Origin of the sequence: Pusillimonas sp. T2 (genome assembly GCF_002236805.1) — a bacterium.
In the GTDB taxonomy this organism is placed as follows: domain Bacteria; phylum Pseudomonadota; class Gammaproteobacteria; order Burkholderiales; family Burkholderiaceae_B; genus Neopusillimonas.
In genome coordinates this window covers 138,636-156,508 of sequence record NZ_NIQA01000001.1, presented here as the reverse complement: position 1 = coordinate 156,508, position 17,873 = coordinate 138,636, and the positions used below count along the sequence as shown (strand labels likewise).

The window sequence follows — 17,873 nt, the reverse complement described above, 5'->3', positions numbered from 1 at the left end:
GCCCGGATCATTATGCAATACCAATTTCTATTCGCTTTGGCATTACCCGAAATTCTGCTGCTGATTCTGGCTGTGCTGGTGCTGCTGGTCGATGCCTTCAGCAAGTCATCCGACCGTTCGTTAACGTTCTGGCTGACGCTGGCATCGCTCGCGGCTGTCACTGCCGTCTCGGTAGTGCAATGGCGTGACGGCGTCGAGGGCGCAACCTTTAGCGGCCTTTACGTTGTCGACGAGCTCTCGCACTTCTTGAAAATTGCTTCGTATATTGCGGTTGCCATTACGCTGGTGTATGGCCGCGAGTACGCTTTCAAGCGCGACATGATGACGCGAGGCGGCGAGTTCTATACCCTGACGCTGTTTGCCTTGTTGGGGCAGATGGTCATGATCTCGGCTGGTAACTTGCTGACGGTTTATCTGGGTATCGAACTCATGTCGTTCGCGTTGTATGCCCTCATTGCGCTTCGCCGCGAAAACATCAACGCAACCGAATCGGCCATGAAGTACTTCGTGCTGGGTTCGCTGGCGTCGGGTATTTTGTTGTACGGTCTGTCGATGATTTACGGCGCCACGGGTTTCCTCGATCTGGCGGGTATTGCTCAGGTCATCGAGGCCGACCAAGCCGAACGTTTACCGCTGGTTTTTGGTCTGGTGTTCGTTGTGGCCGGTCTGGCGTTCAAGCTGGGCGCTGTCCCCTTCCATATGTGGGTACCCGACGTTTACCAAGGGGCACCGACGGCGGTAACGCTTATTGTGGGTGGCGCGCCCAAGCTGGCTGCATTCGCTATTGTCATGCGTTTGCTGGTCGATGGCTTGCACGGGCTGGCTTTCGATTGGCAGCCCATGCTGCTTATTCTCGCGGTGTTGTCGCTGGCCGTGGGTAATCTGACGGCCATCGTGCAAACGAACTTCAAGCGTATGCTCGCGTACTCCACGATTTCGCACATGGGTTTTGTATTCCTGGGCCTGCTTTCGGGCATGGTCGAGAATCAGCCCATCGCTACCGAAGCCTATGGCGCGTCGTTGTTTTATATGGTGGTGTATGTATTGACCACCTTGGCGTCATTTGGCGTTATTTTGTTGCTGAGCCGTAGCGGCTTCGAGTGCGAAGAGATCTCCGATCTTAAAGGCTTGAATCAACGCAGCCCCATTTTGGCTGGCGTCTTGATGTTAACCATGTTCTCGTTGGCCGGTATTCCGCCGCTGGTTGGTTTTTACGCCAAGCTTAGCGTGCTGCAGGCACTCGTAGGTGCAGGTCTGGTCTGGCTGGCTGTTGTTGCCGTTGTTTTCTCGCTCATCGGTGCGTTCTACTACTTGCGTGTCGTCAAAATGGCGTACTTCGACGAACCCGAAGGCGAGGTGCATCCGGTGCCTACGGGTACGGTCTCCAGCGGCCTGATGTCATTAAATGGCCTGGCCATTCTGGTATTGGGTATTTTGCCAGGTGGTCTCATGGCCTTATGCGTGTCGGTTATCGACAGCTCTTTGGGCTTTTAAGTCAGCGCCATGGATCAAACTCTGGCGATTGTCTTACTGATTTTGCTCTCGCTGGTAACGGCTAATTTGCCGTTTGCCACGCACAAGCCCTTGCTGGTGCTGCCTTGGGCGGCGCCGGGCGGGCGCTTTGTGCAGGGGCCCATGCGCTGGCTCGAGTCGCTGCTGTTTTTCGCAGTATTGGCCGGCTTGGGCGTAGGTACTTTGTGGTGGGTTGGTCAGGGTTTGATGTCACCCATGGGCATGCTGTTACGCGTGGCCCTATTGCTGGTATTGGTAGCGGTTCTCATGGCTTACCCCAGTGTGGCGGCCAGGCGTAACGCTAGTGCAGCAGCATCTGCGCCTGCCGGCAAGTCGTTTTTCGACCGCTTGGTCGAAGTGCTGGTGTTTTATGCGCTGGTCGGCGTATTGGCTTTTGCCTTCGAAGCCAGCATGGGCAATGTATTTGTTCAGGGCTGGGAGTTCTACGCCATCACGCTAAGCTTGTTTCTGGTGATGGCGTATCCGGGGTACGTCTACCGCTACCTTATGCGGCACCGTCCGGGCAAAACCAGTTAAGTACGGCGTCAAGGCCGCTAAAGCTCAGCGCAAAGTTGGCCTGTTCGCGCACCACCGGTTTGGCGCGGTAAGCCACCGAATATTCGGCTAGCGACAGCATTTTCAGGTCGTTGGCACCGTCACCCATGGCAATAATTTGCGTCGAAGCCGCACCGGTACGTTGCGCCAGTGCTGTCAGGTAGTCGGCCTTGCCTTGGGCGTCGACAATCGGGCCTAACACGCGGCCAGTCAGCTTGCCGTCAATAATTTCAAGCGTATTGGCATGGGCTTCGTCTAGCCCCAGGCGTGCTTTCAGTCTTTCGGTAAATAAGGTAAAGCCGCCCGAAACCAGCATGGTTTTCAACCCTGCGGCCTGAACCGTTTTGATCAGCTTCTCGGCACCGGCGTTTAATTGCAGTCGCTCTGAGTAGACGCGCTCAAGCGCTTCAACCGTGACACCTTCAAGTAGCGCTACACGCCGTCGCAGGCTTTCTGAAAAGTCTTTAATTTCGCCGCGCATGGCGGCTTCGGTGATGGCTGATACTTCGGCCTTGCGCCCCACCATATCAGCGATTTCGTCAATGCACTCAATGTTGATCAGGGTTGAATCCATATCCATGGCCAAAATCTTGCAGTCGGCCAGCGGGCGAACCGTCTCTAGAAACGCGGCATCGATACCCAGGTCATGACATTGCGCTGCAATGTCGGAGCGGGCGCTGATGTCTATGTTTTGCAGTTTGACCGCAGTATTGTTAATGGGCTTGAGCGAGGCCGCTTGAGCCAGCGCTGCAATTTTCTCGACGCGAAGGTTGTCGAGTATTGGCGCTTGAAGGACGAGGTGAGTCATGATGGTTAACGGCAAATAATAGTAATTGGGTGCTAGGTGCGCGTGCGGGTTAATGCAATGACCGCATGATGCCACGCAACGCATTGATACGGGTGTTGACCGGGTTGGTGAGCTCTTTTGATGTGCTGCCCGTGGCCTTGAATTCGACCTTGAGTTTGTCTTGCCCGGCAAGCTTTACGTTGCGTTGCGTTTGTACAAGTTGAATGATGCGCAAAGGGTCGACATTAGGTTTGGCCGAGAATTGGACAAGCGCCGCGTTTTCGCTGGCGTCGATCTTCACAATACCCAGTGCTTCGGCCTCCAAGCGTAAACGGTGCGTCGCCAGCAGCATTTGCGCAGGCTCGGGCAATTTGCCGTAACGGTCAATCAGCTCTTCTTGCAAGGTGATCAGGTCATCTTCGTGATTAGCATTCGACAACTTTTTGTATAGGCCCAGACGTGCGTGTACATCGGGGCAGTAGTCGGAAGGCAGGAGGGCGGGCGTATGCAGGTTCACTTCGCATTTGGCGGCAAATGGTGACTCCAGGTCGGGTTCTTCGCCGGCCTTGAGTGCCCTGACTGCAGTGTTGAGCATTTCCGAATACATGGCAAAGCCTACTTCGTGGATATTGCCAGACTGCGATTCACCCAGGACCTCGCCCGTACCCCGAATTTCAAGGTCGTGCATGGCCAGGTAAAAGCCAGCGCCCAGGTCTTCCATCGATTGAATGGCTTCCAGCCGCTTTTTGGCGTTGGTGGTGATGGCATCTTCGCCTGGCGTTAACAAATAGGCGTAGGCCTGGTGATGCGAACGGCCCACACGCCCGCGCAACTGATGCAGTTGGGCCAACCCCAGGCGATCGGCGCGGTGGATGACGATGGTGTTGGCCGTGGGTACGTCGATGCCGGTTTCGATAATGGTTGTACACAGTAAAACGTTGTGCTTTTGCTGGTAGAAGCCCTTCATGACTTGCTCTAGCTCGCGCTCGGGCATCTGGCCATGGGCCACGGCGATGCGCGCCTCGGGCACCAGCTCTTCCAGGCGGGCCCGTCGGTTATGAATGGTCTCGACCTCGTTGTGCAAGAAGTAAACCTGACCGCCCCGTTTTAGTTCGCGTAGTAGTGCCTCTCGGATGGTGCTGCCGTCTTCGCGGCGTACAAACGTTTTAATGGCCAAGCGTTTTTGCGGAGCCGTGGCAATGACCGAAAAGTCGCGAATGCCTTCAAGCGACATACCCAGCGTGCGGGGAATGGGTGTGGCGGTCAGGGTCAGCACGTCGACCTCGGCCCGTAACGCCTTAAGCGCCTCTTTCTGGCGTACGCCAAAGCGGTGTTCTTCATCGATAATCACCAGGCCAAGGCGCTTGAAGGTAACGTCTTTGGACAATATTTTGTGCGTGCCAATGACAATATCGACGGTGCCGTCGCCCAGGCCAGCCAAGGCTGCGTTGATTTCTTTGGTAGATCGGAACCGCGACAACTCGACGACCTTGACCGGCCAGTCGGCGAAACGGTCTGCAAACGTCTGGGCATGCTGCTCGGCCAGCAATGTGGTGGGGCAGAGCAGGGCCACTTGTTTGCCGTTGGCCACTGCCAGAAAAGCAGCTCTTAAAGCGACTTCGGTTTTACCAAAGCCTACATCGCCGCATACCAAGCGGTCCATCGGGCGACCCGAGGTCATGTCGTTCAGAACGGCTTCGATGGCGGCGGCTTGGTCTGGCGTTTCTTCGAAGCCAAAGCCTTCTGCAAATGCTTGATAGTCGTTGAGAGGCAACTTGAAGGCGTAGCCTTCGCGGGCGGCACGTATGGCGTAAAGGGCCAACAGTTCGGCGGCGGCATCACGGACTTGTTTAGCGGCCTTGCGCCGTGCTTTGTCCCACTGCCCGCTGCCCAGTTGGTGCAAGGGGGCTTGGTCGGGGTCGGCGCCACTATAGCGGGCGATCAGGTGCAGTTGGGATACGGGTACATAAAGGGTGCTACCGGTTGCGTACTCAAGATGAAGGAACTCCATTTTTCCTTCGCCAAGATCCATGTCGATCAGGCCATGATAGCGCCCGATACCGTGTTGCACATGAACGACCGGATCACCTTCGCGCAGCTCGGAGAGGTCGCGCACCATGGCCTCGGCATTACTGCTTTCTCCACCACGCCTGCTACTGCGACGCGGGGCATGCGCCACCGCGGGATACAGATCGTTTTCGGTTAGTAGCGTCAGCGCGCGAGCCGGTATGGCAAACCCGGTGGTTAGCGGAGCAACGGTGATGCAAAACGCTGCATTCAACGCGAAAGCATCGTGCAAGTTGTCGGCGCCTGCGTTGGGCTGCAGGTTGAACTCTTCGAGCATTTGCAGCAGCGTCTCGCGCCGGCCAGCCGAGTCGGCACATAAAACAACGCGTGTATCGCCGGCGCTGACCAACGCGCGCAGCTTGGCAACCGGGTCTTCGGCGCGGCGTGCGACCGCGACTGCTGGTGCGGGGGAAAAATCGGGGTGCGTTGCGTCGGCCGTAATGGCTAGTCGGGCAAAATTCTTTAGTGCGCCAAACAATGCTTCGGTGCCTAAAAATAGCTCGCCCGGGGGCAATACCGGGCGTTCGCGATCGCTCTTCAAGAACTGATAACGACCATGCGTGTCTTGGCTAAAGTGCTGAATCGCCCCTTCGATGTCGCCAATGGTGACGGTGAGCGTGTCGCCTTTCAGGTAATCGAATAGTGTGGCCGTTTGTTCGAAGAATAGGGGGAGGTAGTACTCCACCCCGGCAAATGCAATGCCGTTGCCAATATCTTTGTAGGGTAGTGCGCGCGAAGGGTCGCCCTCGAAAACTTCGCGAAAGCGCGCCCTGAACTGAGTCCGTGCGGCTTCGTCCATCGGGAACTCGCGCCCAGGCAATAGACGGACTTCGCGCACTGGGTAAATGCTGCGTTGTGTATCGACATCGAAGCTGCGGATGGACTCGATTTCGTCGTCGAACAGGTCGATTCGGTAGGGGACGGCCGAGCCCATCGGAAACAGGTCGATCAGGCCGCCACGGATACAAAACTCGCCTGGCGCGGTCACTTGTGTGACATGTGCATAATTGGCCAGAGTGAGCTGCTGTCGAAGGCTTTCTTCGTTAAGTTTGTCGCCTTGTTTGAATGAAAAGGTGTAGGCGGCAAGAAAGGAGGGCGGTGCGAGCCGGTAGAGCGCCGTGCTGACAGGGACGGTAATGATATCGACCTCATTGTTCATGAGGGCATGCAGCGTTTCAAGGCGCTCTGATATCAGGTCTTGGTGGGGCGAAAAGCTATCGTAGGGAAGGGTTTCCCAATCGGGTAGCTGACGCACGCGCAGACCAGGGCTGAAACGCACGGCCTCTTCGGCGATACGCTGCGCAGTGAGCGGGTCAGCGCAAAGCACCAAGAGTGTTTTGCCCGCCGTTTGCGCCAGGTCGGCCAGCAGCCAAGCGTCTCCCGAGCCAGGTGGCGCACCTATGGCATAGCGCTGGCCAGGCTTCAGCGCGGTGAGCAGGGCCGGGGTGCCGGGAAGCTGGGTAGGGTGGTCTGAGTGGGCGGGGGAAATGGTTTGTGTCGACATCGTGGCAGCCATTATAAAATCTCTTTCTATGTCCAAGAAAATTATTGCCATCGTGCCTGCCGCAGGTGTGGGTCAACGTGCACAACGCGACCCGGCCGACCAGCCCAAGCAGTACCGTCTGCTGCAAGGTAAACCCATGTTGCGCTGGGCCGTCGAGGCCTTGCTGGCCGATTCGCGCGTTGATCAGGTCAGGGTGGCGGTATCGGCCGCCGATCCCCACGCTCATGTCGCGTTGCACGGCCTTGATCGTACTGTGTGCCGGCCTTGCGGCGGTCCCAGTCGCGCGCATACGGTGTTGGCCGCCCTCGAAGACGCCGACCTGTCGCACGGCGACTGGGTGCTGGTCCATGATGCGGCAAGGCCGGGTTTGCCCAAAGCGGCCCTGTCGCGGCTGATTGACGTTTGTCTTGCCGAGGGCCAAGGCGCGCTGCTGGCCCAGCCGGTGCCCGATACGGTTAAGCGCGCTGGCGAGCAACCCGCGCCGGACACCTGTGTTTTGACGGGGGCGGCGCCAGCTGTTCAGCCGGCCGTGGCTGTTGTGGCGCAAACGGTGTCGCGCGATGGTTTGTGGCTGGCGCAAACACCGCAAATGTTTCAGGCCGATTTGTTGCTGCGCGCGCTTCGGGCGGCATTACAAAGTAATAAAGAAATTACCGACGAAGCGTCGGCAGTAGAACTGCTAGGTGTGGCGCCACGGCTTGTCGCCGGCTCGGTGCGCAATTTCAAGGTCACCTGGCCTGAAGATTTTGAACTGATGGAAAAATGGTTATGAAACTGCCGTTTCGGATAGGACAAGGGTTTGACGTGCATGCATTGGTGCAGGGGCGCCCCTTGATCATAGGCGGGGTCAGTATCCCCCACGATAGGGGCCTGGCGGGGCATTCTGATGCCGATGTATTGCTGCATGCCCTGACAGACGCGTTGCTCGGTGCCGCAGGCTTAGGCGACATTGGCCGGCATTTTCCCGACACCGATCCGGCCTATAAAGGTGCCGATAGCCGCGTTTTACTGCGTGAAGCTTACGCCAGGGTGATGGCGGCGGGTTGGCAGGTGGGTAATATCGACGCCACAATTCATGCCCAGGCGCCTAAAATGGCGCCGCACATTGGTGCAATGGTGCAGTGTATTACCCAAGACCTGGGCCTCGAGATATCGCAAGTAAACCTTAAGGCTAAAACCAACGAGGGTCTGGGGCATTTAGGCCGTAAAGAAGGCATTGCCGCCAATGCTGTGGCTTTGTTGTTGCCGCTTGACGGCTAACGGCCCTAAAGGGTTTCGCCGCCCACCTCACGCCCGCAGGCGCACAACTCGTCGGTTTGCAGAGCATCGAGTGTGCGCAAAATTTCTTTCGGGTTGCGGCCTACGGCCAGATTGTTTACTGACACGTGCTGTATAACGTTGTCGGGGTCGACAATAAACGTGGCGCGCAACGCCACGCCTTCGAGTTTTTCACGAATACCCAACTGGTCGATCAGTGCGCCTGCTGTGTCTGAAAACTGGAAATGGGTCAGTTTTTCGAGGTCGGCGCTTTCGCGGCGCCAGGCCAGTTTGACGTATTCATTGTCAGACGACCCACCCATCAAGATGGCGTCGCGATTGTCGAACTCGGCCGATAAGTCGTTAAAACCAATGATTTCGGTTGGGCAAACAAAAGTAAAGTCTTTTGGGTAGAAGTAAATGACTTTCCATTTGCCCGGGAAAGAGCTTTCGGTGATGTCTTCGAAGGCAGAAACGCCATTTTCTTCGTGGTGTGTGAACCCGGGTTTTACCCCAATGACTTTGAAAGGTTCGAGTTTGTCGCCAACTGTTTTCATGCGTGCTCCTGCAGTGATCGGGAGGGCCCGATACGTGGGGGTTTTAGCCCATTGTAAGGCAAGCAAGCGTGTAAAAAGGCTGTATCAGGGTTATGCCCAAGGCGCTGATATTACCCGCGGGGTAGTTCGATGCGGGCGACCAGACCGTTGGGGGACCGGTTGCTGAGCTTTAGGCGCCCGCCAACGTGGCCTAGCAGGCGCTCGACAATGGCCAGCCCCAGCCCGGCGCCGCTGACGCCGGTGCGGGCGGTCTCGCCGCGCGAGAAAGGACGTAGCAGTCGCTGCACTTCGGACGGCGCAATGCCCGAACCTCGATCGGCAACCTGCACGATGACTTTATTGCCTTCAGCCCAGGCATTCAGGTCGATGTAACAGGTATCGTCGATGGGCGAACGACCATAACGACGGGCATTTTCGATAAGGTTGCTGACAATACGCTTCAGGTCGATGGGGGCGATGCGCACGATAAGGCCCGGGGCGATTTCGCCGTTGAGGTGCCCTCGCAGTGTTTCGGTGTGGGATTTTTCACGGTCGAACAAGTCTTCGAGGACTTCGCTAACGTTGACCCCGATTTCCGGTGGCGAGGTCGCCGGGCGCGCATATTCCATGAGCTGCCCAATACTGTGATCTATTTGAGCCAGGTCCTGGTCAATGGCTTGCCGGGTCTCGTCACTGACGTTGCTCATTTCGATTTCGAGCCGCATTCGGGCAAGGGGCGTGCGCAAGTCGTGCGAAATACCAGCCAGCATGATTTCGCGGTCTGCTTCGGTTTGCCGCAAGTCTTGGGTCATGCGGTTGAAGGCGATGTTGATTTCCTGGATTTCGAGGGGGCCGTCTTCGGGCAGTGGCGATGGGATCTCGCCCCGGGACAATTGCTGCGTTACTTTGGCCAGTGCCGATAATGGCCGGTTGACAAAACGTACACTGATTGCTGATCCGACCAGGGCCAGCAGCAGCGCAGTTACGCCCCACCAGAACCATTCTATGCCGCCGGCAAGTCCGAGTTGCTCACGATCGAACACCAGCCAGAACCGGTCGTCGTTGATTTCAAAGCTGACCCAGATGCCGGGAACATTATTGACTGACCACATGACCTGGGCGTCGGGACCCAGCCGGTTTTTAATTTCGGCAACGACATGATTCCAGTAGTTGGAGTTGGGCAGCGGTTCAAGCTCGTCAGACGGGTCGCGAGGCTGAATCCGGAGGCTTTCTTTGGTGGCCAGGTCGAGCAGCAGCGAAGGCCGCATGTCGATGGGCGCGTAGACAAGCGCGGATCGTGTAATGCTGAGCGACGTGCTGACGCGTTGTGCCATCTGGATGGCGCGAGGGCCTTCTTCCATGCTGAAGAAGACTTCGAGCCATGCTCCCAGGCTGACCAGCATGAGCAGGCCCAGCAATAAAAAAGACCGGCTGAAAAGACCCAGCCGGACTTTTGACCTGAGGCGCTCGTAGTGTTGCTGAAAAATTGGCATGTAACGAATCAGCAAACCGGTACGCCCGGCCGGTTAGCTACCGCCATCGGGGATGAAGACATAACCCAAGCCCCAGACGGTTTGAATGAAAACGGGCTTGGACGGGTTGGGCTCGATAAGCTTGCGCAAACGGGAAATCTGAACGTCGAGGCTGCGATCGAAGGCTTCGTATTCGCGGCCGCGGGCAAGCTCCATGAGTTTGTCGCGCGACAGGGGGATTTTGGGATGGCGCGCAAAGACCTTGAGCACAGAGAACTCACCGGTAGTGATTGGGACCGGTTCGTTTTCGCGGGTGAGCGTACGCGTAGACAGATTAAGTACGTACGGCCCAAACTCGATGGACTCGTTTTCCTGGCTGGGGGCGCCGGGATGTTCTTCCGTGCCGCGTCGACGCAAAATGGCATTGACGCGCGCCAGAAGCTCGCGTGGGTTGAAGGGCTTGGACAAATAGTCGTCTGCGCCCATTTCTAGCCCGACAATGCGGTCGATTTCTTCGGCTTTGGCCGTGAGCATGATGATGGGGGTGTTGTCGTGGCTGCCGCGGAGGCGACGGCATATCGACAGACCATCTTCGCCCGGAAGCATCAGGTCGAGTACCAGCAGGTCGAAGTGCTCGCGCTGCCAGAGTTTGCTCATTTCTTTGCCGTCTTCGGCCACGAAGACGTTGAACCCCTGTTCGGTCAGATAGCGGCGCAATAAGTCGCGTAGCCGCGGATCGTCGTCGACAACGAGGATTTTTCGGGTAGGAGGCGGTGTATGAGTATTCATGGTCGAAAATGTAACAGGGTCGGCTGGGCCCGTGAAGAGGCTAGTAGCAAGATATTACACATTAAGGATTTCGTAGAAACGGGGCTTACCATTTTTACGTTGGCGACACACGGATCACCCCTTTTTACAGGGCAAGCCAAGATTAGCACTCTGGTGCCGGTTCGGGTAGCAAATTTTTGGACGATAGCCGAATGCCCGGGAATCAGGCTTTAAAATAGCACTATGAATCTGCATATTCTTGCCCTGGAAACTTCGTCACGTGTCTGCGACGTGGCTTTGCTGTCGGTAATTGACGGTCATGAAAGAACGTATGTGGTCAGCCACGAAGGTACAGGTGAGCACGCCGAACGTTTGCTCCCCATGGTGCAAGAAGCGCTTGACCAAGCCGGAATTGCCCGGACCGATGTGTCGGCCATTGCTTTCGGACAGGGGCCGGGCGGTTTTACGGGTTTGCGCGTGGCGTGCGGCGTGGCCCAGGGCTTGTCGTATGCCTTGGGCGTTCCAGCAGTGCCTGTGCCTTCGTTGCTGGCGGCTGCCGCGTCCGACACCCACAACGACGCCATTCGCGTTGTGGCACAAGATGCTCGCATGAACGAGATATATGCAGCGGTTTATGCGCCCCAGCCCAATGGGGACCTGGTCGAGCTTCAGGCCGCTACCCTAGTTGGTGTCGACGATTTTGCTTTTTGGCTGGGCCGTCAGGCGCGTCAATGGCGGGCCAGTCAGCCTGGTTCGATCGCTGTCATTGGTGATGCCCTTGATGCCTACCCGGGGCTGGTGTTGCCGGGGGGGCTGTTGTTGGCCGATGCCGAAGCTCCCGTGCGACTGGGTTTGCCCGTTCGCGCTACGGGCGCGGCTGTTGCGCAGCAGGCTCGTCGGTTTCTGCAAGCGGGGCGGGTCGTACAACCGGCGCAGGCCGCGCCGCTTTATGTACGCGACAAGGTCGCTTACACCACAGCAGAACGCGAGCAGGGGATGGGCGGCAATCCAAAAACGCAGTCCGCGGTTCAGCTTGTGCCTATGACCGACGAGCACCTCGATGCGGTCACCGCACTTGAGGCCCGGGTCCAGTCTCATCCGTGGACGCGCGGTAATTTTGCCGACGCGCTCAAGGCTGGGTATAGCGCTAAAGTGGCGATGCTTGGTGACCAAGTCGTTGGCTTCAGTGTGGTTCAGCATGCCCCCGATGTTGCCCATCTTTTGCTGATCGCAGTGTCCCCGGCCATGCAGCGTCAGGGTTTGGGGTATCGGTTGCTGCGCCAGGCTGAGCTCGAAACGCGGCAAGCCGGCTTGCCGGCGCTGTTGCTCGAAGTGCGTCCGTCCAATCAGTCGGCGGTCGCGTTTTACACCAACAGGGGCTTTGTTCAAGTGGGTTTGCGCAAGGGCTATTATCCCAACGGAAGCCACCCGCGCGAAGATGCGCTCGTGCTACAAAAGGGGCTCGACCCCCTGGCGGCGGGGCAATCATGACTTCGTCGTCGCAATCTGCCATTGCCTTGACGGCGACCCAGGCCGCCTGGCTCGCCGAACTCGGCATCGATCGAAAATTGCTGGCCACATTGGCCGATACTTCGGCCCTGTTTGCGTCGGCGCGTATTGCGCCAGGGGCCGGCGTTGCGCCGGTTAACGTCCCGTCTTCGGGTCAAGAAACCCCGGCTTCGAAGCGCCCAGACGCGGCTGTCGGGTCCCCACCGATGCATCGGGCGCCGGTGCAATCGGTGGCGCAAAAGCTGGCGGCTACTCAGCCTGTTGACGCTACCCCCGTGCAGCCGGTGCGGCGGGTTGATCTGCCCGCCGACCTTGCGCTGTTGGCTCAAACTGTGGCGGGCTGTCAGGCCTGTGGCTTGCATGCAAGCCGTCATCAAACGGTGTTTGGTGACGGTCAGACCAGTGCGCCCCACTGGATGATTATCGGCGAGGCGCCTGGCGATCACGATGATCACCTTGGGCTGCCGTTTCAGGGTAAGGCGGGCGAGCTTTTAAGTACCATGCTTGCGGCTGCAGGTATTCTTCCGCAGGCGTCGGTGTTTTATACCAATTTGCTTAAATGCCGTCCAAAAGGTGGTCGTACGCCCCGCGCCGACGAAATTCAGGCTTGTTTGCCCTATTTGCAGCAACAAATTGCATTGGTTCGACCCAGTGGTTTGCTGGTGCTGGGGTGGCAGGCGGCCCAAGCGTTGGTCGGGCAGCGGGCCAGTCTCGATCAGTTGCGGGGGCAAGTGCATCGTTATACCGACCGTGGGGTAGATATCCCTATGGTGGTAACGCACCACCCAGCGTCGCTGTTGTTGCGGGGCCAATATAAGGCGGCCGCCTGGCAAGACTTGCACCTTGCGCGGGCGGCCCTGGCAGCCTAGTGCAGCGCCTGCCCGTGGCCGTGTTGGCCGATTTGATCTTGTAATGACGCGTCACGCTGGTGGTTTAAGCGGTTCCAGCGGATAAACACGGCCATCAGGCTGGCAACCAGCAAGCCGAAGATGATGATAATGATGTTGATGGGCAGCTTCAGCCAGAGCATCAGGCTGTACGTAGCCAGCATCAACAAGATATTTAATTGCTCGTTGAAGTTTTGTACTGCAATAGAATGGCCCGCCGACAGCAATACGTGGCCACGATGTTGCAGCATGGCGTTCATGGGCACCACAAAGAAACCGCTTAACCCGCCAATTAGCATGAGCAGGGTATAGACAGCCCAGGGCTCGTATACCAGGGGCATAAGCAATACGGTAAAGCCCATGACGACGCCCAAAGGCAATACGCACAGGGCCTTTTTAAGTGGCACACGCCCGGCAAGTACGGCCCCGACAATGGTGCCCACTGCGGCAACCCCCATCAAGATAGAAGCCTGGTCTAGCCGGTAGCCCAGGTGCTGCGCGCCCCATTCGATGAGAATTAGCTGCAGCGTTGCCCCGGCGCCCCAGAACAGTGTGGTAACCGCCAGCGAAATTTGCCCGAGTTTGTCGCCCCAGAGGGTTTTGACGTAATAGCTGAATTCTCGCACCAGCTTGACGGGGTTGGTTTGTTGTTTGGGGTAGCTGACATTAGTGCTTGGAATAAGCAAGTTGCAGCTTGCTGCAAGCAGATAGATGAAGCCGATGATGAAAATGGCGGCTTCGGCACGTGTGTTGACCACCGCGCTGATCCAGGCATGGCTGAGCAGCATTTCGGATACATGCGGGTTGATCAGCACGCCGCCCAGTACCGTACCAAAGATAATGGATAGGACAGTCAGGCCCTCGATCCAGCTGTTGCCTTTGACGAGCTGGTCGGGTGGCAACATTTCAGTCACGATGCCGTACTTAGCCGGAGAGTAGGCCGCTGCGCCTATGCCTACCAGCGTGTAGGCAGCGAAAATCAACCCCAGTTGCCCAGTGGTGTCGAACCCCAGGCTTTGGTAGCTGAACATGAGTAGACACCCCGCCAGCTTGACGGCGTTGGTGGCGAACATGACCTTCCCTTTTGGGAAAGCGTCGGCAAATGCGCCGACAAACGCCGCCAGCACGACATAAGCCAGTGCAAACCACCATTTCATCATGGGCGCCATCCAATCAGGACCTTGCAGGTCGGCAATAAGCGCGATGGCTGCAATGAGCAGGGCGTTGTCGGCCAGAGACGATAACGCCTGGGCTGTCATGACCAGATAAAAGCCTTTTTTCAAGTTGGTTCTCGGTGAAAGGGGGGTTGAAAAAAAAGTGGCGGACTAATTTTAAGGAATTTTTAAGGTTTGCCAAAGGCAACAAGATTTGAAGTATAGCTTCAGCTTGAACAATGCAGGGCTGGGGTATTATTAGGCGTTAAAATTTTGCTGTCGCCGCAGCCCCCGATTCGTCCATCGTGCGTCTTTCACAAATCAAACTTGCCGGCTTTAAGTCGTTTGTCGAACCTACCGTCATACCCACACCCAGTCAATTGGTCGGTGTGGTGGGTCCGAACGGCTGTGGCAAGTCAAATATTATCGATGCCGTGCGTTGGGTGTTGGGTGAAACCCGTGCCTCCGAGCTGCGCGGCGAGTCGATGCAAGACGTTATTTTTAATGGGTCTGGCCAGCGTAAGCAGGCGGCGCGCGCTTCGGTAGAACTGGTGTTTGACAACGCCGACGGCCGGGCGGTGGGGCAATGGAGCACTTACGCCGAAATTGCTGTACGCCGCGTCCTGACGCGCGACGGCACGAGCAGCTACTACATTAATAATCAGCAGGTCCGTCGTCGTGACATTCACGACATCTTTCTTGGTACCGGGCTTGGGTCAAGGGGCTACGCCATTATTGGTCAGGGCATGATCAATCGCCTCATCGAGGCCAAGCCCGACGAATTGCGGGTTTATCTCGAAGAGGCAGCCGGTGTTTCACGCTACAAAGAGCGTCGTCGCGAGACCGAGAACCGGCTGTCCGATACGCGCGAAAATCTGACACGCCTTGAAGACATTCTTCGTGAACTCGACACTCAACTCGAGAAGCTCGAAGGACAGGCACAGGTGGCCGCGCGATATCGAGGGTTGCAGTCCGACGGCGAGCAAAAGCAACGAGTGCTCTGGTTGCTGCGTGAAGAAGCGGCAAGAGGCGACCAGAAGGCGCGTTTTGTCGCCATAGAACAAGCGCAAACCGAACTTGAGGGCGCGATTGCCGGGCTGCGTCGAACTGAAGCTGATCTCGAGTCGCGTCGTCAGGCGCACTATCAGGCCAGTGACCGCGTGCACACCGCGCAGGGCAAACTCTACGAGGCCGGTGCCCTGGTCAGTCGCCTCGAAGCCGAAATCCGGCATGTCGTGGATTCCCGCTCTAGGGTTCAGGCCCGTCGCGCCCAGCTTCAGGCGCAGCAGCAAGAATGGCAAGATCAAGCTGCGCACTGCGCGGGGCAAATCGAAGAGACGCAGGAAGAGGTTGAGACCTTGAACGCGCAAACCGAGGTTTTGCAAGCGCAGGCCGAAACTGCTACAGAACGTCTGCCCGACATTGATGCGCGGGTGCGTGCAGCGGGGGCGTCGCGCGACGAGATGCGCCAGGTGCTGTCCAGGGTCGAGCAGAATCTGGCGCTGGTGGCGCAAACTCAGGCCGATGCTGCGCGCCAGATCGAGGCATTGCGCATACGACGAGAGCGCTTGACCAACGAGCTGCGCGCCATGAATGTGCCCGATGCCGGCGAGCTCGACCGGTTGCGCGGTGAGCTGGATATGCTCCAAGCCCAGCTAGAAGAGGCGCAGGTTCAGGTGCTTGAACTTGAAGGACAATTACCCGATCTCGACGATCGTCGTCAGCAGGCCCAGGAAGCGGCTCGCGCCGAGTCTTCGAATGTTTCGCGTCTCGAAGCCCGGTTCGCAGCCTTGGTCAAGTTGCAAGAAGATGTCCAGAAGCGCGGCACATTGCAGCCTTGGCTCGAAAAGCACGAGCTGACCGGTTTGGGCAGGTTATGGCAAAAGCTGCATATCGAGCCTGGTTGGGAGGCTGCCCTTGAGGCGGTGCTGCAAGAGTGCCTGGCAGGCCTTGAAATTCGGCATATCGAACATGCCAGGGCTTTTGCTCAGGATCCCCCCCCGGCGCGTCTGGCGTTTTATCAACGTCCGGTGGCCGCGCCGTCGCCGGTTGTGCCGCAAGGGCTGCAACCGCTCACTGCCTTGTTGAAGACGGTTGATCCCGACCTGCGGACCTTGCTGGACGGTTGGTTGACGGGTGTTTTTCGTGCCGATGATCTGAGCCAGGCGCTTGCGCACCGAAATGCCTTGCCGCCCGGCGGGGTTTTTGTGGTCAAAGAAGGGCATCTTATCGATGCGCATAGTGTCCGCTTTTATGCCCCCGACTCAGAACAGGCTGGCATGCTGGCGCGCCAGCAAGAAATCGAAAATCTGCAACGCGAGATCAAGGCCCAGCAATTGATTGCTGATCAGGCGTTGTCGGCGGTCGCGCGTGCAGAAGCCGCCTGGCAAAGCGTGTCGCAAGCCATGGCGCCGGCGCGTACGCGCGTGGCCGAATTGACGCGTCGAACACATGATGTGCAGTTGACCTATTCGCGGCTGCATCAGCAGGCCGAGCAGTCCAGTCAACGGGCTGGCCGTATTCACGAAGAGCAAGCCGAAATCGACGCCGAGCTTGAGACGCTGGCGGCGTCGCGCGAAGAGGCCGAGGCCCGTTTCGAAACGCTTGATCTTGAGCTGGCCGATTTGCAAACACAGTTTGCTGACGCCGAGATGTCGGGCGAGCGCCTTGCTCAAGAGGCTGAGACAGCGCGCACTGCGGTACGTGACCTGGAACGGCGTGTACAAGAATCCCAATTTTCGGCGCGGGCATTACAGTCGCGCTTGGCCGACCTTCAACGCAACCTCGAGTTGGCACAAGCGCAGTCGCGACGCGCTATCGACGAGCTTGAGTCACTGCAGGGCGAGTTGTTTGAGCTTGATGCGTCGGCTGCCGAGGCCGGCCTGCAAGACGCCCTCGAGACCCGGGCCGCCTGCGAAGATGACCTGGCACAGGCGCGTATCGAAATGGATAACCTGGCGGCGGCTTTGCGCGAAGCCGATGAGCAGCGTCTGGCGAACGAACGTTTGCTCGAACCCTTGCGGTCGCGGATTACCGAGTTGCAGTTGCAAGAGCAGGCCGCCCGGCTGACCGTTGAACAGTATTCCGAGCAGCTCGATGCACAGCAGGTCGATCGCGACGAGTTGCGGCGCTTTCTGGCCACGCAGCCCGAAACCTGGCAGCGCGTCGGGTGGCTGCAGTCCGAGGTTCAGCGCATTTCTCGCGAAGTCGACGCGCTGGGCGCGGTGAATCTGGCCGCGCTCGACGAACTGAATCAGGCGCGTCAGCGAAAAGATTATCTCGATGCCCAGCACGCCGATTTATGCCGTGCCATCGAGACACTTGAAGACGCCATTCGTAGAATCGACAAAGAAACCCGCGAGTTGCTTCAGGGTACGTTCGATACGGTCAATCACCATTTTGGCGAGTTGTTTCCCCGACTTTTTGGCGGCGGTGAAGCCCGGCTTATTATTACGGGTGATGAAATTCTTGATGCGGGTGTGCAGGTCATGGCACAGCCGCCCGGCAAGCGCAACAGCACAATTCATCTGCTCTCTGGGGGCGAGAAGGCGCTTACGGCGACAGCGTTGGTGTTTGCGTTGTTCAAGTTAAATCCGGCGCCGTTTTGTTTGCTGGACGAAGTCGATGCGCCACTCGACGATGCCAATACCGAGCGTTATGCAAAGTTGGTCAGCAGCATGAGCGACCAGACACAGTTTTTATTTATTTCTCACAACAAAATCGCGATGCAGATGGCCAAGCAGTTGATTGGGGTTACCATGCAAGAGCAGGGTGTATCACGCATCGTGGCAGTCGATATCGAGTCGGCCATGCAGTTGGCTCAGGTATGACTATGACAGGAATCAGGGGCCGCTAAGCGGAAATG

General features: G+C 57.7%; 13 protein-coding genes and 1 pseudogene. 8 read left to right on the top strand and 6 right to left on the bottom strand.

The window, feature by feature from the left end; translation table 11 throughout:
* Nucleotides 1–9: 9 nt before the first annotated feature.
* The 3 genes and pseudogenes from nuoN to PuT2_RS16030 all read left to right on the top strand — a co-directional run bounded on the left by nuoN (nt 10) and on the right by PuT2_RS16030 (nt 2,049).
* Nucleotides 10–1,494, top strand: a complete 1,485-nt coding sequence (nuoN, locus tag PuT2_RS00680) for an NADH-quinone oxidoreductase subunit NuoN (RefSeq protein ID WP_370318060.1) — start codon at nt 10–12, stop codon at nt 1,492–1,494.
* 9 nt (nt 1,495–1,503) lie between these two features.
* Nucleotides 1,504–1,677: pseudogene (locus PuT2_RS16035) on the top strand (DUF2818 family protein); the annotation flags it as partial.
* A gap of 102 nt (nt 1,678–1,779) precedes the next feature.
* Nucleotides 1,780–2,049 carry a DUF2818 family protein gene (locus tag PuT2_RS16030; protein WP_254046920.1) on the top strand — a complete coding sequence of 90 codons (270 nt, stop codon included), beginning with the start codon at nt 1,780–1,782 and terminating at the stop codon, nt 2,047–2,049.
* Here the strand turns inward: PuT2_RS16030 and serB are convergent.
* The gene (serB, locus tag PuT2_RS00670; RefSeq protein ID WP_093969556.1) at nt 2,018–2,875 is read right to left on the bottom strand and encodes a phosphoserine phosphatase SerB; all 858 of its coding nucleotides are present in this window, start codon (nt 2,873–2,875) and stop codon (nt 2,018–2,020) included. The two genes, PuT2_RS16030 and serB, sit on opposite strands and share 32 nt — an antisense overlap.
* A gap of 49 nt (nt 2,876–2,924) precedes the next feature.
* Entirely contained in the window at nt 2,925–6,437 is a 3,513-nt protein-coding gene (mfd, locus tag PuT2_RS00665; protein ID WP_093969108.1) for a transcription-repair coupling factor, read from the bottom strand.
* Between the two features lie 16 nt (nt 6,438–6,453).
* Between mfd and ispD the strand changes: the two genes are divergently transcribed.
* The gene (gene ispD, locus PuT2_RS00660; RefSeq protein WP_093969107.1) at nt 6,454–7,197 is read left to right on the top strand and encodes a 2-C-methyl-D-erythritol 4-phosphate cytidylyltransferase; all 744 of its coding nucleotides are present in this window, start codon (nt 6,454–6,456) and stop codon (nt 7,195–7,197) included.
* A complete protein-coding gene (gene ispF, locus PuT2_RS00655) occupies nt 7,194–7,685 on the top strand; it encodes a 2-C-methyl-D-erythritol 2,4-cyclodiphosphate synthase (RefSeq protein ID WP_093969106.1) in 492 nt (163 codons plus the stop codon). Before ispD ends, ispF begins: the two co-directional genes overlap by 4 nt.
* Nucleotides 7,686–7,690: 5 nt before the next feature.
* Here the strand turns inward: ispF and PuT2_RS00650 are convergent, their stop codons facing one another.
* The 3 genes from PuT2_RS00650 to ompR form a co-directional block, all read right to left on the bottom strand.
* Nucleotides 7,691–8,239, bottom strand: coding sequence for a peroxiredoxin (locus tag PuT2_RS00650; protein WP_093969105.1), 549 nt, complete (start codon nt 8,237–8,239; stop codon nt 7,691–7,693).
* A 110-nt stretch (nt 8,240–8,349) separates the two neighbouring features.
* Nucleotides 8,350–9,711 carry a sensor histidine kinase gene (locus PuT2_RS00645; protein WP_093969555.1) on the bottom strand — a complete coding sequence of 454 codons (1,362 nt, stop codon included), beginning with the start codon at nt 9,709–9,711 and terminating at the stop codon, nt 8,350–8,352.
* A 33-nt stretch (nt 9,712–9,744) separates the two neighbouring features.
* Nucleotides 9,745–10,479 carry a two-component system response regulator OmpR gene (ompR, locus tag PuT2_RS00640; protein ID WP_093969104.1) on the bottom strand — a complete coding sequence of 245 codons (735 nt, stop codon included), beginning with the start codon at nt 10,477–10,479 and terminating at the stop codon, nt 9,745–9,747.
* 222 nt (nt 10,480–10,701) lie between these two features.
* Between ompR and tsaB the strand changes: the two genes are divergently transcribed.
* Together tsaB and PuT2_RS00630 are read left to right on the top strand one after the other, a co-directional pair.
* Nucleotides 10,702–11,949: a tRNA (adenosine(37)-N6)-threonylcarbamoyltransferase complex dimerization subunit type 1 TsaB gene (tsaB, locus tag PuT2_RS00635; protein WP_093969103.1), complete on the top strand. Its 1,248-nt coding sequence runs from the start codon at nt 10,702–10,704 to the stop codon at nt 11,947–11,949.
* The gene (locus PuT2_RS00630; protein ID WP_093969102.1) at nt 11,946–12,836 is read left to right on the top strand and encodes a uracil-DNA glycosylase; all 891 of its coding nucleotides are present in this window, start codon (nt 11,946–11,948) and stop codon (nt 12,834–12,836) included. The genes tsaB and PuT2_RS00630 overlap by 4 nt, the downstream gene beginning before the upstream one ends.
* On the opposite strand, the gene lplT is transcribed toward PuT2_RS00630, so the two are convergent.
* On the bottom strand, nt 12,833–14,137 hold the full coding sequence (gene lplT / locus PuT2_RS00625; protein ID WP_093969101.1) for a lysophospholipid transporter LplT: 1,305 nt from the start codon (nt 14,135–14,137) through the stop codon (nt 12,833–12,835). The two genes, PuT2_RS00630 and lplT, sit on opposite strands and share 4 nt — an antisense overlap.
* A gap of 176 nt (nt 14,138–14,313) precedes the next feature.
* Here lplT and smc point away from each other — a divergent pair, with 176 nt between their 5' ends.
* Nucleotides 14,314–17,838 carry a chromosome segregation protein SMC gene (gene smc, locus PuT2_RS00620; RefSeq protein WP_093969100.1) on the top strand — a complete coding sequence of 1,175 codons (3,525 nt, stop codon included), beginning with the start codon at nt 14,314–14,316 and terminating at the stop codon, nt 17,836–17,838.
* Nucleotides 17,839–17,873: the final 35 nt, after the last annotated feature.

Coding starts and splice junctions, on each gene's coding strand:
- mfd (WP_093969108.1), bottom strand. CDS start 6,437: ATGGCTGCCACGATGTCGACACAAACCATTTCCCCCGCCCACTCAGAC.
- ispF (WP_093969106.1), top strand. CDS start 7,194: ATGAAACTGCCGTTTCGGATAGGACAAGGGTTTGACGTGCATGCATTG.
- PuT2_RS00650 (WP_093969105.1), bottom strand. CDS start 8,239: ATGAAAACAGTTGGCGACAAACTCGAACCTTTCAAAGTCATTGGGGTA.
- serB (WP_093969556.1), bottom strand. CDS start 2,875: ATGACTCACCTCGTCCTTCAAGCGCCAATACTCGACAACCTTCGCGTC.
- PuT2_RS00645 (WP_093969555.1), bottom strand. CDS start 9,711: ATGCCAATTTTTCAGCAACACTACGAGCGCCTCAGGTCAAAAGTCCGG.
- ispD (WP_093969107.1), top strand. CDS start 6,454: ATGTCCAAGAAAATTATTGCCATCGTGCCTGCCGCAGGTGTGGGTCAA.
- PuT2_RS16030 (WP_254046920.1), top strand. CDS start 1,780: ATGGCTTACCCCAGTGTGGCGGCCAGGCGTAACGCTAGTGCAGCAGCA.
- tsaB (WP_093969103.1), top strand. CDS start 10,702: ATGAATCTGCATATTCTTGCCCTGGAAACTTCGTCACGTGTCTGCGAC.
- ompR (WP_093969104.1), bottom strand. CDS start 10,479: ATGAATACTCATACACCGCCTCCTACCCGAAAAATCCTCGTTGTCGAC.
- PuT2_RS00630 (WP_093969102.1), top strand. CDS start 11,946: ATGACTTCGTCGTCGCAATCTGCCATTGCCTTGACGGCGACCCAGGCC.